The organism is Streptomyces sp. NPDC007084 (genome assembly GCF_040703595.1).
Lineage (GTDB): Bacteria > Actinomycetota > Actinomycetes > Streptomycetales > Streptomycetaceae > Streptomyces.
The window spans coordinates 57,196-70,504 of sequence record NZ_JBEYFY010000003.1; the positions used below are offsets into that span (position 1 = coordinate 57,196).

General features: G+C 72.9%; 13 protein-coding genes. All 13 read left to right on the forward strand.

Annotated elements, in window-relative coordinates; translation table 11 throughout:
- Positions 1-781: 781 nt before the first annotated feature.
- The 13 genes from AB0912_RS03815 to AB0912_RS03875 all read left to right on the forward strand — a co-directional run bounded on the left by AB0912_RS03815 (position 782) and on the right by AB0912_RS03875 (position 13,309).
- Entirely contained in the window at positions 782-2,068 is a 1,287-nt protein-coding gene (locus AB0912_RS03815; RefSeq protein ID WP_366696323.1) for a LuxR C-terminal-related transcriptional regulator, read from the forward strand.
- A 363-nt stretch (positions 2,069-2,431) separates the two neighbouring features.
- Positions 2,432-2,944: a nuclear transport factor 2 family protein gene (locus AB0912_RS03820; RefSeq protein ID WP_366696324.1), complete on the forward strand. Its 513-nt coding sequence runs from the start codon at positions 2,432-2,434 to the stop codon at positions 2,942-2,944.
- A gap of 11 nt (positions 2,945-2,955) precedes the next feature.
- Positions 2,956-3,381, forward strand: coding sequence for a hypothetical protein (locus AB0912_RS03825; RefSeq protein WP_366696325.1), 426 nt, complete (start codon positions 2,956-2,958; stop codon positions 3,379-3,381).
- 73 nt (positions 3,382-3,454) lie between these two features.
- The gene (locus AB0912_RS03830) at positions 3,455-4,636 is read left to right on the forward strand and encodes an acyl-CoA dehydrogenase family protein (RefSeq protein ID WP_366696326.1); all 1,182 of its coding nucleotides are present in this window, start codon (positions 3,455-3,457) and stop codon (positions 4,634-4,636) included.
- A gap of 40 nt (positions 4,637-4,676) precedes the next feature.
- Positions 4,677-6,140, forward strand: a complete 1,464-nt coding sequence (locus AB0912_RS03835) for an FAD-dependent monooxygenase (RefSeq protein WP_366696327.1) — start codon at positions 4,677-4,679, stop codon at positions 6,138-6,140.
- Between the two features lie 34 nt (positions 6,141-6,174).
- Complete coding sequence (locus AB0912_RS03840) at positions 6,175-6,498, forward strand: TcmI family type II polyketide cyclase (RefSeq protein WP_366696328.1); 324 nt, start codon at positions 6,175-6,177, stop codon at positions 6,496-6,498.
- Positions 6,498-7,778: a beta-ketoacyl-[acyl-carrier-protein] synthase family protein gene (locus AB0912_RS03845; RefSeq protein WP_366696329.1), complete on the forward strand. Its 1,281-nt coding sequence runs from the start codon at positions 6,498-6,500 to the stop codon at positions 7,776-7,778. Before AB0912_RS03840 ends, AB0912_RS03845 begins: the two co-directional genes overlap by 1 nt.
- The gene (locus tag AB0912_RS03850; RefSeq protein WP_366696330.1) at positions 7,775-9,019 is read left to right on the forward strand and encodes a ketosynthase chain-length factor; all 1,245 of its coding nucleotides are present in this window, start codon (positions 7,775-7,777) and stop codon (positions 9,017-9,019) included. Before AB0912_RS03845 ends, AB0912_RS03850 begins: the two co-directional genes overlap by 4 nt.
- A 1-nt stretch (position 9,020) precedes the next feature.
- Positions 9,021-9,293 carry an acyl carrier protein gene (locus tag AB0912_RS03855; RefSeq protein ID WP_366696331.1) on the forward strand — a complete coding sequence of 91 codons (273 nt, stop codon included), beginning with the start codon at positions 9,021-9,023 and terminating at the stop codon, positions 9,291-9,293.
- 102 nt (positions 9,294-9,395) lie between these two features.
- A complete protein-coding gene (gene fabG / locus AB0912_RS03860; RefSeq protein ID WP_366696332.1) occupies positions 9,396-10,181 on the forward strand; it encodes a 3-oxoacyl-ACP reductase FabG in 786 nt (261 codons plus the stop codon).
- Between the two features lie 33 nt (positions 10,182-10,214).
- The gene (locus AB0912_RS03865; RefSeq protein WP_366696333.1) at positions 10,215-11,153 is read left to right on the forward strand and encodes an aromatase/cyclase; all 939 of its coding nucleotides are present in this window, start codon (positions 10,215-10,217) and stop codon (positions 11,151-11,153) included.
- Positions 11,150-13,072, forward strand: a complete 1,923-nt coding sequence (locus tag AB0912_RS03870; protein WP_366696334.1) for an SDR family oxidoreductase — start codon at positions 11,150-11,152, stop codon at positions 13,070-13,072. Before AB0912_RS03865 ends, AB0912_RS03870 begins: the two co-directional genes overlap by 4 nt.
- A 36-nt stretch (positions 13,073-13,108) precedes the next feature.
- A complete protein-coding gene (locus tag AB0912_RS03875) occupies positions 13,109-13,309 on the forward strand; it encodes a hypothetical protein (RefSeq protein WP_366696335.1) in 201 nt (66 codons plus the stop codon).

Sequence of the window (13,309 nt, forward strand, 5' to 3'; positions counted from 1 at the left end):
CGGACCCCGGCCTGTCTTCCAAGAACACCGGTGACAGTCGGGTGCGGGCACTCGCGTCGCCTGTTCAACAGGCATCACGCGTTCACCGGGTGTCCCGTATTCACGAGGCGTTCCGTATCCAAGAGGCGTCCCATATTCAAGAGGCGTCCCATATGCGACGCCAGCGGCAGCGGTGATATTCCTTCGGGGACAGTGGTGACAGGGGCGGCATTCCTTCCGGCACATCGGTGACGTTCTTTCCGATACATGGGTGACATTCTTTCGGATACACCGGTGACGGAATTGCGGATACGTACGTGACACCTTCCCAGTGACGGCGAGATGCCCGGAACACGGGCTTCCTTTTGTCGTCACGAGATGTCCGCGAGGCCCCCGCCCCGGTGGTGGTCAGTTCATTTTCGGCCAGGGCCAAAGACCGCGTCCGCCACGATCCTCCCCGCTCAACGTGCCGGGGCGGGAGCGAGGGCGCGGCCTCCGGCCAAGCACGTGACAATGCGGCAATATTGGCCGTGTACGGTCGATTCTGGTTCTGCCGCGAGCGTGTATCCCTTCTCGCTGTGCCCTTCCTCGCCCGATCAGGTCCGCCCGGACAGCGCCGTCCGTGTGCGACCCGACGGGATTCCCCGCGCCGGCGCACACCGCCGTGCGTCGGTCGCCACGGGACAGCCCGCCCCGCCCTCGTCCGAGCGCGCCGGGACGGCCTGCCCACCTGCACCGCACCGCCCGCCAGCGCGGACGGACACGCGCACCGGACGTCCGTATCCGATCCAGTGGGGGAATGATGAGCGAGACGGCACATCCGACCGAGTGGCCGGGGACCGGCGCGAGGCCCTTCCGGGAGGGATCCGCCGTCTACGTGCCGGGACGCCAGGAGGACGGCGAGCGGGTTCCCCCCGACGAGGTCTGCCTGTCCCTGCACAGCCTCGAACTCGCCAACCTGGGGGTGCGCCGCGCGCTCGTCCACGAACAGGTGGAGACGATCCTGGAGCCGCCCGACCGGCGCGGCCACCCGTACTGCATGTGGCTGGCGGTGCTCACGCTCCTCTACACCGGGGACCTGGTCTCCGCCCACACCACCTGCCGCCAACTGGCCATGGACCCGCGCTGGTCGGCGTCGCCACGCCACCGCGACCTCCTGACGCTCATGCGCTCCAGGATCAGCCTGCTGGCCGGCGACGGCGTCAAGGCGGCGGCGCTGCTCACCGAGGCGCTCGCCCGGGGACTGCCGCCGTCGCTGACCCCGCTCGCCGCGGCGTGGCTCGTGGAGGCCCGCGTGCTGTCCGGCGAGACGGAGAGGGCCGGTGAGGTCCTGCTGGCCCAGGGGCTCGCGGGGCAGCTCGACCCCACGCTTCCCGACGCCGCCCACGTCCTGACGGCCCGTGGCGCGCTGCACATGGCGGGCGGCCGGTTCCGGCAGGCGCTGGGCGACTTCATCGCCTGCGGGCGGGTGCTGACGGCGCAGAGCGTCGCCAACCCCGCGGTGATCCCATGGCGTTCGCGCGCCGCCTTCGCCGCGCTCGCCGTCCGGCGGTACGACCTGGCGCTCGCGCTGGCCAACGACGAACTGACCGCGGCGCGCACCTGGGGCGCGCCGCGCGGGATCGGTCTGGCCCTGCACGCCGTCGCCATGGCCGGCCGCGGAAAGGACGCCGAGGCGCTGCTGGAGGAGGCGGTGGAACTCCTCGGCGTCGGGCACGCGCACGGCGAACTCATCCATGCCCTCCACGACCTCGCCGTGCTCGGGGACGGGCGGGGCGATCCCTCCGTGGCCCGTGCCCGGCTGGAGACGGCCGCCGCGGTGGCGCGGGACAGCCGCAACGGCCTGTGGCGGGACCGGCTCGCCGGGGCTCTCGACCGGCCCGGCCAACCGGCTCTCACCAGCCAGGAGGTTCGCATCAGCGAACTCGCCCGTGCCGGGTACAGCAACCGGCAGATCGCGGAGACCTTGTTCCTGGCCGTGCGAACGGTCGAGTTCCACCTGTCCAGCGTGTACCGCAAACTCGGGGTGTCCGGCCGGCGGGAACTGCGCTCCACGCCGGGTTCGGCTTCGGGGTCCTCGCCCGCGTAATCACCCGCCGATTTCCGCGCACCGTTTCGAGGAACCACCGGACGGCGCGCCGTAAAGCGCCGCCGTAAAGCACAGCCGCACAGCACCGCCGTAAAGCACCGCCGCACAGCACCGCCGTAAAACGCCTCCGCGCAGCGCCGTTCCCCCTCGTCGGGGAGCGGCGCTTTCACGTTTCCGCGTACCCGCCCGCGTTTCCGTGTACCACCGCGGTGGACCCGCAGGAAACCCTACGGGCCGACCGTAGTTCGGCGGGGCAGACCTTGAAAGCGGGGGGAACGGTCTGCGACGGTCGTGGGGCGGGACGGCGCTCGCCGAATTCCCGCCCGGACGACCGACCCTGGACGGAAAGGGGCCTCTCCTGCCATGCCCGAGCAGACGGACCTCGCGGAACTCGTGAAATCGCTCGCCGAGCGCGTGCACACACTCGAAGACGTCCGGGAACTGACCCGACTGCGCGCCGAGTTGCCGCGCCGCGTCAACGACGGCCGGTGGGAGCGGGTGGGTGAGCTGTTCTCCCCGGACGCCCGTCTCGACTACCAGCACCTGGGACAGGCGACCGGACGGCCCGCCATCCAGGAGTACTTCGCGTCCCTGCCCGGCCTCATCCAGCAGGACCATCCCGAATCGGCGCTGCTGGTCAAGCAGTTCACGCACGGCCACGAGGTCGAGGTCGCCGGCGACCGGGCCACCGGCGTCTCCTTCTTCGAGGAGCGGGTCGTCTTCGACCACGAGAGCGCGATGGTGGCCGGCAAGTTCACCGACACCTATGTCCGCGAAAACGGCCGCTGGCTCTTCGAGCGGGTCGAACTCGACCTGTACTGGGTTCTCCCCCACCACGAGGGACTTGTCCGCACGGCACCGGCCGAGAAAGTCTGAGGTGTTTTCCCGTGCTCCAGAAGAACACGACGAAACGGCTCGGATACTGGCTTCTTCTTCTGCACCGCCTTTTCGACGAGGCGACCGGACGGGCGCTGGCCGAGGAGAATCTCGACCGGCGCCAGTGGCAGGTGCTGCACGCGATCAGCATCGGCCTTTCCGAAGTCTCCGAGATCGACGCCGCGTTCGCGCCCTTTCTGGCCGTGGACCGGGAGACCTCCTATCGTCCGGTGGCCGACGAATTCACCGCGCGGGGCTGGGTCGTGACGAACGGGGAGCACATCGTCCTCACCGAGTCCGGGCACGCCGCGCACGACCGCGCGGAGAAGCTCGTGAACGCGCACGCCGCCCGCTCCCTCGACGGCATCACCGAGGCGGAGTTCCTCGCCGCCAACGACGTCCTGGCCCGGATCGCGGCAAATCTCGAAAGCGAATGAGGAACGCCATGCGCGCCCGGACGAAGGGCGACGACGCGCTCTCGGCCACCGGCCGCCGACCCAGGAGGACCCGATGACGTCCACCACCGCGCCCACCCGCGACGAACTCGTCGCGGCCGCGGCGAAACTGGTGCCCCTGCTCCGCTCCCGCTCCCTGTGGATCGACGAGCACCGCAGGCTCCCGCAGGACGTCCTCACCGCGATCGAGGAGTCCGGCCTGCTGCGGATGCAGGTCCCCCGGCAGTACGGCGGATACGAGTCGGACGCCCGCTCGTTCGTGGACGTCCTCGCGGAGATCGCCAAGGGCAACGGCTCGGCCGCCTTCTGCCTCTCCGTCTACGCCTCCCTCGGCTGGATGGCCGCGCTCTGGCCCGACCGGGCACTGGACGAGGTCTTCGCCGAACCGCACGTACGGATCAGCGGGACCACCGCGGCGACCGGACGGGCCCGCCGGGCGGACGGCGGCTGGGTCCTCAACGGGAGCTGGGGTTTCAACAGCGGTGTCCTGCACAGCCATTGGAAGATCAACGTCGCCCTGCCCGAGGACCCCGCGGACGGCACGGTCCCGCTGTTCTGCCTCGTGCCGGTCAGCGACCTGCGGATCGTGGACGACTGGCACACCATCGGTCTTCAGGGCTCGGGCAGCGTCACCACGGTCGCCGAGGACGTCTTCGTCCCCGCCCACCGGGTCATCACCGGCGCCGACTTCTACCAGAACGTGTCCAAGTCCCGTGTCAACGCGCCCAAACCGCACTACCGCGTGCCGGTGCTCGTCACCACCAACGCGATCCAGAGCGGCCAGCTCGTGGGCGCCGCGCGCTACGCGCTGTCCAGCTTCCTCGAACGCCTCCCCGGCCGGCCGCTCACCTACACCGACTACCCCAGCCAGCGCGAGGCACCGCTGACCCACCTCCAGGTCGGCGAGGCCGCGCTGCTCGTCGAGGACGCCGAACAGCGCGCCCACCGCTTCGCCGGCCGTATCGCGGACAAGACCGCCCGCGACGAGCCGTGGACCCCGGACGAACGGGTCGCGGCCCGGGTGCAGATCGGCTGGATCGCCCGGCAGAGCAAGGCCGCCGTGGACATCCTCGCGGCGGCGAGCGGCGGTTCCTCGATCCACCGCGAGGTCCCCGTCACCCGGATCCAGCGCGATCTGCACGCGGCCACCCTGCACGCCATGATCACGCCCGGCGTCAACGTCGAGCTGTACGGCCGGTCCCTGTGCGGGCTCGCCCCCAACACGGCCTACCTCTGAGCCCACCCCATCCGGCACCACCGCGAGGAAGGGAACACGTATGGACGCCTCCGTCATCGTCGTCGGCGCCGGACCCGCCGGACTCATGCTGGCCGGGGAACTGCGCCTGGCCGGTGCCGACGTCCTCGTCCTCGAACGACGGGACCGGCCGAGCGGCGAGTCCCGCGGCATCGGGTTCACCATCCGCACGATGGAGGTTTTCGACCAGCGCGGACTGCTCCCCCGGTTCGGTGCCGTCGAGACCTCCGAGGCCGGTCACTTCGGCGGGCTGCCGCTGGACCTCGGTGTCCTCGGCGCCGGGCACGGCGCCGCCCGTACGGTCCCCCAGTCCCGTACCGAAGCCGTCCTGGAGGCGTGGGCGCGGGACCTGGGCGTGACCGTCCGGCGCGGGCAGGACGTCGTCGCGGTGACCGAGGACGCCCACGGCGTGAGTGTGAGCGTGCGCGGGTCCGAACAGGCGCTCAGGGCACGGTTCGTGGTCGGCTGCGACGGGGGACGCAGCACGGTCCGCCGGCTCGCGGGCTTCGACTTCCCCGGCACCCCCGCGACGACCGAGCTGTTCCTCGCGGACGTGCGGGGCGTGGACCTGCCGCCGAAGATGACCGCCGACCCGTCCGCGGGCGGGCTGGTGATGGTCGCCCCGCTGCCCGGCGGGATCACCCGGGTCATCGCCGGTGAGCGCGGCGCGCCGCCGGTCCGCCGGACCGGGCCTCCCGAGTTCCGGGAGGTGGCCGATGTCTTCAAGCGCCTGACGGACACCGACATCTCCGGCGCCGAACCGGTCTGGGTCAGCGCCTTCACCGACGCGGCCCGCCAGGTCACGGCCTACCGGCGCGGCCGGATCCTGCTCGCCGGGGACGCGGCGCACATCCATCTGCCGGCCGGCGGACAGGGCATGAACACCTCCGTCCAGGACGCGTTCAACCTCGGCTGGAAGCTGGCCGCCGTGCTGCGCGGCACGGCGCCGGAGGACCTTCTCGACACCTACCACGACGAGCGGCACCCGGTCGGCCGCCGGCTGCTGGCCGGCACGCGGGCGCAGAGCCTGCTCATCCTCGGCGGCGAGGAGGTCGCCCCGGTACGGGAGATCCTCACCGAACTGCTCGCCCACACCGAGGTGGCCCGGCATCTCGCCGCCCGGGTCAGCGGACTCGACATCCGCTACGACGTCGGCGGCGGCCGGCACCCGCTGCTCGGCGCCCGGCTGCCCGGACTCGCCCTGGACCGCGCCGGCCGGACCGTCACCAGTACCGCCCTGCTGCGCTCCGGGCGCGGCCTGCTCCTCGACCTCACGGACAACGCCACCCTGCGACGGCGCGCGCACGGCTGGAGCGACCGCGTCGACCTCGTCACGGCCGCCGCCCGCGACCTGCCCGCGGACAGTCCGGCGAACGCCACCACGGCCGTGCTGGTCCGGCCGGACGGCCATGTCGCCTGGGCGGCCCCCGGCAGCCACCACGACCTGCCGACCACGCTGGAGCGTTGGTTCGGCCCGGCCCGCTGAGCCGGCCCCGTCCCACCGACCACCAAGGAGAACGATGCACAGCACGCTGATCGTCGCCCGGATGGCGCCCGCCTCGGCGGCGCGGGTCGCCGGGCTCTTCGACGCCTTCGACCACACCGACATGCCGGACCGGATGGGCACCCGGCGCCGCCAGTTGTTCGAGTACCGCGGGCTCTACTTCCACCTCCAGGACTTCGACGAGGACGACGGCGCCGGGCGTATAGACGGGGCCAAGACCGACCCCCGGTTCGTCGCCATCAGCGAGGACCTGAAGCCGTACATCGAGGCGTACGACCCGCTGACCTGGCGTTCGCCGGCCGACGCGATGGCCCGCCGGTTCTACGAGTGGAGCGCCTGATGTCCGGCACCCCGCGACAGCGTGTCGTCATCACCGGCGTCGGGGTGACCGCGCCCGGCGGACAGGGCGCCAAGGCGTTCTGGAACCTGATCACCGACGGCCGTACCGCCACCCGGCGCATCTCCCTCTTCGACCCCGCGCCGTTCCGCTCCCAGGTTGCGGCCGAGGCCGACTTCGACCCCGAGCTGTCCGGCCTCACCCCCCAGGAGATCCGGCGGATGGACCGGGCCGCGCAGTTCGCGGTGGTCACCGCCCGCGAGGCGGTCGCCGACAGCGGGCCGGCCTTCGAGGACCTCGACCCGCGCCGCGCCGGTGTGACCATCGGCAGCGCGGTCGGCGCCACCATGGGCCTGGACCGGGAGTACCGCACGGTCTCCGACGGCGGCCGGCTCGAACTCGTCGACCACACCTACGCCGTACCGCACCTGTACGGCTACATGGTGCCCAGCTCCTTCGCGACGGAGGTCGCGTGGGCGGTCGGCGCGGAGGGCCCGGCCACCGTCGTCTCGACCGGCTGCACCTCCGGTCTCGACGCCGTCGGCTACGCCGCCGACCTGATCCGCGAGGGCACGGTCGACGTCATGGTGGCCGGCGCCTCCGACGCCCCCATCTCACCGATCACCGTGGCCTGCTTCGACGCCATCAAGGCCACCACCCCCCGCAACGACGACCCCGAACACGCCTCGCGGCCCTTCGACGCCTCCCGCAACGGTTTCGTCCTCGGGGAGGGGTCGGCCGTGTTCGTGCTGGAGAGCCTGGAGCGGGCCCGCGCGCGGGGCGCCCGGATCTACGCCGAGGTCGCCGGCTTCGCCACCCGCTCCAACGCCTTCCACATGACCGGGCTGCGCCCCGACGGCAAGGAGATGGCGGAGGCGATCCGGGTCGCCCTCGACGAGGCCCGGCTCAACCCCGAGGACCTCGACTACATCAACGCCCACGGCTCCGGCACCAAGCAGAACGACCGGCACGAGACCGCCGCGTTCAAGCGCAGCCTCGGCGAGCACGCCTACCGGACCCCGGTCAGCTCCATCAAGTCGATGGTCGGGCACTCGCTGGGCGCCATCGGCTCCATCGAGATCGCCGCCTCCGTGCTCGCCATGGTCAACGACGTGGTGCCGCCGACCGCGAACCTGCACACCCCCGACCCCGAGTGCGATCTCGACTACGTGCCCCTGACCGCCCGCGACCAGCTCACGGACGCCGTGCTGTCGGTGGGCAGCGGGTTCGGCGGGTTCCAGAGCGCGATCGTGCTGGCCACCCCCGACCGGAGGGCCCGATGACCGGGCGCACCCTCGTCACCGGCCTCGGCGTGGTCGCGCCCACCGGTCTCGGCGTCGAGGAGTACTGGGCCGCCACGCTCGCCGGGCGCAGCGCGATCCGGCCGATCACCCGCTTCGACGCCGGGCGGTATCCGGCGCGGCTGGCCGGTGAGATCACCGGCTTCGACGCGGCGGAGCATCTGCCGGGCCGGCTGCTGCCGCAGACCGACCGGATGACCCGGCTGGCGCTGGTCGCCGCGGACTGGGCGTTCGCGGACGCGGGCCTGGTCCCGGCCGAACTGCCCGACTACGACGTGGGGGTCATCACGGCCGGCCACTCCGGCGGCTTCGAGTTCGGGCAGAACGAACTCAGGGCGCTGTGGAGCAAGGGCGGCCAGCACGTGAGCGCGTACCAGTCGTTCGCCTGGTTCTACGCCGTCAACAGCGGCCAGATCTCCATCCGCGGCGGGCTGCGCGGGCCCAGCAGTGTGCTGGTCAGCGACCAGGCGGGCGGGCTGGACGCGCTCGCCCAGGCCCGCCGGCAGGTCCGGCGCGGCACCTCCGTGGTGATCGCGGGCGCGGTCGACGCCTCCCTGTGCCCCTGGGGCTGGGTCGCCCAGCTCACCAGCGGACGCCTCAGCACCTCCGACGATCCCGCGCGCGCCTATCTGCCCTTCGACGAGCGGGCGGCGGGACACGTCTCCGGGGAGGGCGGCGCCCTGCTCGTCCTGGAGGCCGAGGAGCACGTCCGCCGGCGGGGCGCGTCCCGTGTGTACGGCGAGATCGCGGGGCACGCCGCCACCCTCGACCCGCGTCCCGGCAGCGACCGCGCGCCCACCCTCCAGCACGCCGTCGAACTCGCCCTCGCCGACGCCGGGGCGGACCCCGGTGACATCGACGTCGTCTTCGCCGACGCGGCGGCGGTGCCCGAGCTGGACCGGGCCGAGGCGGAGGCGATCACCAAGGTGTTCGGGGTGCGGGGCGTACCGGTGACGGCTCCGAAGACGGCGACCGGGCGCCTCTATTCGGGGGCCGCTCCGCTCGACACGGCGGCGGCGCTGCTGTCCGTCCGGGACGGTGTGATTCCCCCGACGCCCGGCTCGACTCCCTCGCCGCACCTCGACATCGACCTGGTCACCGGCTCGCCCCGGCCGGCCTCGGTGCGCGCCGCGCTCGTCCTCGCGCGCGGGCACGGCGGCTTCAACTCGGCCTTGGTCGTGCGCGCCGCGCCGCCCGCCCCTACTCCCGTACGAAAGGCCTGACATGGCTGCCACCGCATTCACCCTGAACGACCTTCGGACCATCCTCCTGGAAGGGGCGGGCACCGACGAGGGCGTGGACCTCGACGGGGACATCGCCGACGTCGACTTCCAGGACCTCGGCTACGAGTCGCTCGCGCTGCTGGAGACCGCCGGCCGCATCGAGCGTGCCTACGGCATCAGCCTCGACGAGGAGGCCTTCGACTCCGCCCGTACGCCGCGTGCGCTCATCGACCTGGTCAACGCGCATCTGTCGGCCGGCTCCCACGTCTCCTGACAGCCGGCGGCCGGCGCGGCACGAAACCCCCGGTTCCCACCGGGTCCGCCGCCGGCGCCCGCCGCCGCCCTCCTGTCTGTCTCCCGGAAGGAACGAGTAGGCATGACCGAGCAGAATCCCCGGGTGGCGCTGGTCACCGGCGCCACCAGCGGCATCGGGCTCGCCACGGCACGGCTGCTGGCCGAGCAGGGACACCGGGTGTTCCTGTGCGCCCGCGACGCGACGGCGGTGGCCGACACCGTCAAGTCCCTGCAGAACGAAGGGTTCGACGTCGACGGCACCACCGGCGACGTGCGGTCCCGGGAGGCGGTCGCCGAGGTGGTGCGGGCGGCGGTGGCCCGCTTCGGACCGATCGACGTGCTGGTCAACAACGCCGGCCGGTCCGGCGGCGGCGTCACCGCGGACCTCGCCGACGACCTCTGGGAGGACGTCATCGCGACCAACCTCACCAGCGTCTTCCTGGTCACCCGCGAGGTCCTCACCGAGGGCGGCATGCGGCACAAGGACCGGGGCCGGATCATCAACATCGCCTCCACCGCCGGGAAGCAGGGCGTGGTGCTCGGCGCCCCCTACTCGGCGTCCAAGCACGGGGTGGTCGGCTTCACCAAGGCGCTCGGCAACGAGCTGGCCCCGACCGGCATCACCGTCAACGCCGTCTGCCCCGGCTATGTCGAGACGCCCATGGCCCAGCGGGTGCGGCAGGGCTACGCCGCGGCCTGGGACACCAGCGAGGAGGCGATCCTCGACAGGTTCCGGGCGAAGATCCCGCTCGGCCGCTACTCGACACCGGAGGAAGTGGCCGGCCTGGTCGGCTATCTGGCCTCCGACACCGCCGCGTCCATCACCGCCCAGGCCCTCAACGTGTGCGGCGGCCTCGGCAACTTCTGACCCCATGTCCCCCGCGACGAAGGAGAGTTCACGATGACCGTCCGCGAGGCCGAGCACGCGATCACCGTGCACGCCCCGGCCGCCGAGGTCTACCGCCTGCTCGCCGAGGTGGAGAACTGGCCGCGCCTCTTCCCGCCCTCCGTGTACGTGGAGTACCTGGAACGGGAGGGCAACCAGGAACGCATCCGGATCTGGGCCACCGCCAACGGCGAGGCCAAGAACTGGACTTCGCGCCGCGAACTGGACCCCGAGGGGCTGCGGATCACCTTCAGCCAGGAGGTGTCGGCGCCCCCGGTGGCCCACATGAGCGGCACCTGGATCGTCGAGCCGCTCGGCGAACGCAAGACCCGTCTGGTGCTGCTGCACTCCTACGGGGCGGTGGACGACGACCCCGAGGGGCTGGCCTGGATCGACCGGGCGGTGGACGACAACAGCCGCAAGGAGCTGCCGGGAGTGAAGGCCGGCCTCGAAGAGGCCACCAGCACGGCGGAGTTGACGCTCTCCTTCGAGGACTCGGTGGTCGTCGCCGGCTCCGCCAAGGACCTCTACGACTTCGTGGACCAGGCCGACCGGTGGACCGAGCGGCTGCCGCACGTCGAGTCCGTCACCCTCACCGAGGACACCCCCGGTCTTCAGGTGCTGCGCATGGACACCCGGGCCGTGGACGGCTCCACACACACCACCGAGTCGGTCCGCGTCTGCTTCCCGCACCAGCGGATCGTGTACAAGCAGACCACCCTGCCCGCCCTGATGTCCCTGCACACCGGCCGCTGGGTGTTCGCCACCGCCGAGGACGGCACGGTCACCGCCACCTCCCAGCACACCGTCGTCCTCGCCCCGGACGCCATCCCCCGGGTCCTCGGCACCGGCGCGGGCGTCCCCGAGGCACGGCGCTTCGTCCGCGACGCGCTCGGCGCCAACAGCCGCGCCACCCTGGAGCACGCCAAACGGTACGCGGAAGAACGGCGTTGACCGGGACGGTGGTCGTCGTCGGAGCGGGCCCCGTCGGACTGCTCCTGGCCGGCGACCTGTGCGCGGGGGGCGTGCCCACGGTGGTGCTGGAGCGGCGCGAGCGGCCCATGACCGAGACCCGGGCCTCCACCCTGCACACCCGCACCATGGAGCTCCTCGAAACGCGCGGCCTCCTCGGCCGGCTGGGACCGCCGCCCGAGGGCGGCCCGGGTCACTTCGGCGGGCTGCCCCTGGACCTGACCGCCGCCGACCCGGGCCACCGCCACGCCGGACAGTGGAAGTGCCCCCAGACCCTCCTGGAAGCGGTGCTCCAGGACCGGGCCCGGGAGCTGGGCGCGGACATCCGCCGGGGCACCGCCCTGACCGGACTGCGCGACCACGGCGGGCACGTCACCGTCGAGGCACGCACCACCGACGGCCGGCGCCTCGACCTCTCCTGCGCGTACGTCGTCGGCTGCGACGGCACCGACAGCACCGTCCGGCGGCTCGCGGGCTTCGAATTCGCGGGCGCCGACGCCCGCCGGGAGATGCTCCGCGCGGACGTCGCCGGTCTCGACATCCCCGGCCGGCGCTTCGAGCGGCACCCCGGCGGGCTGGCCACCGCCCACCGCTGGCCCGACGGCAGCACCCGGGTGATGGTGCACGTCTTCGGCACGGCTCCCGCGCGGCGCGCGGGGCCGCCCGGCTTCGAGGAGGTCGCGGCGGCCTGGCGGAAGGTGACCGGCGAGGACATCCGGCACGGCGAACCGCTGTGGCTCGACGCCTTCGACGACACCCGCCGGCAGGCCACCCGCTACCGCCGGGGCCGGGTGCTGCTGGCCGGTGACGCCGCCCACGCCCAGATGCCGGTGGGCGGGCAGGCCCTCAACCTCGGGCTGCGGGACGCCGCCGACCTCGGCGCCCGGCTCGTCTCCGGCGATCTCGACGGCTACGACCGGACGCGGCGGCCCGCCGGCGCCCGCACGCTGACCGACATCCAGGCGCAGTCGTATCTGCTGCTCGGCGGACCCGAGGTGGAGCCCCTGCGCGGGCTCTTCGCCCAGCTCCTCGCGTTGCCCTCGGTGCGCCGCCGGCTGGCCCGCCGGATCAGCGGCCTCGCCGCGCCCCCGGCCACCACCCCGACCGACCGACCGAAGGACAGGAGTTCCGCCATGAGCAGGCTCACGGGCAAGACCGCGCTGGTGACCGGTTCCAGCCGCGGCATCGGACGGGCCGTCGCCCGCCGCCTCGCCGAGGAAGGCGCGCTGGTCGCCGTCCACTACGCCACCGGCGAGGACGCGGCGCGCGAGACCGTCGAGGCCATCGAGGGCGACGGCGGCCGGGCCTTTTCGGTCCGCGCCGAACTGGGCGTCCCCGGTGACGCGCACGAGCTGTTCCTCGGCGTCGAGCGGGGGCTGAAGGAGCACACCGGGGAGGCCGCGCTGGACATCGTGGTCAACAACGCGGGCGTCACCACCCCGGCCGGGGTGCCGCCGGAGGACGTCACGCCCGAGGAGTTCGACCGGCTCTTCGCGGTCAACGCCAAGGCGCCGTTCTTCGTCGTGCAGCGCGCGCTGCCGCTGCTGCGCGACGGCGGCCGGATCATCAACATCTCCTCCGGCCTGACCCGGGTGGCCAACCCGGACCAGACCGCCTACGCGATGACCAAGGGCGCCGTCGAGCAGCTCTCCCTGCACCTGGCACGGCACCTCGCACCGCGCGGCATCACCGTCAACAGCGTGGCGCCCGGCATCACCGACAACGGCGGCCCCCTCTTCGACATCCCGGAGGCGGTCGAGCAGATGGCCCGGCTCTCCGCGTTCAAGCGGGTCGGCCAGGCGGTGGACGTCGCGGACGTGGTGACGTTCCTGGCCACCTCGGAGGCCCGCTGGATCACCGGCGCGTTCATCGACGCCAGCGGCGGCACGCTGCTCGGCTGACCGGCCGGCTCCGGCGTACGGAAGGACCCCTTCGCCATGACACCCGCGTCGTACCCCCGGCACACCTGCCCGCACCCCGACCACGACCCCGGGCCGCCCGACCCGCTCGACGACCGCGGCGAGCCCGGTGACCTGCGCGCGCTCGTCGCCCGCGTGCTGAGCCGGCCGCGCCGCCGGCCGCCCGCCCCGCCCGCCCGTCCCCCGGCCGTACGCCCGCCCTCGCGAACGGAGGTCTGA